Raw genomic sequence first — 379 nt, forward strand, 5'->3', positions numbered from 1 at the left:
ATTCATGACTGGGGTGAAGTCGTAACAAGGTAACCGTAGGGGAACCTGCGGTTGGATCACCTCCTTACCTTAAAGAACTGTTCTTTGCAGTGCTCACACAGATTGTCTGATAGAAAGTAAAAAGCAAGGCGTCTTGCGATTGAGACTTCAGTGTCCCCTTCGTCTAGAGGCCCAGGACACCGCCCTTTCACGGCGGTAACAGGGGTTCGAATCCCCTAGGGGACGCCAGCGTTCAAACTGATGAGGTCAAACCTCCAGGGGACGCCACTTGCTGGTTTGTGAGTGAAAGTCACCTGCCTTAATATCTCAAAACTGACTTACGAGTCACGTTTGAGATATTTGCTCTTTAAAAATCTGGATCAAGCTGAAAATTGAAACA

At 47.8% G+C, this 379-nt stretch carries 1 tRNA gene and 1 rRNA gene; both read left to right on the forward strand.

Annotation, left to right across the window (positions count from 1 at the left end):
* Positions 1 to 67, forward strand: a 16S ribosomal RNA gene (locus NAZ64_RS22420); the annotation flags it as partial.
* Between the two features lie 85 nt (positions 68 to 152).
* A tRNA-Glu gene (locus tag NAZ64_RS22425) sits at positions 153 to 228 on the forward strand.
* Positions 229 to 379: the final 151 nt, after the last annotated feature.

This window comes from Salmonella sp. A1325 (genome assembly GCF_056991255.1).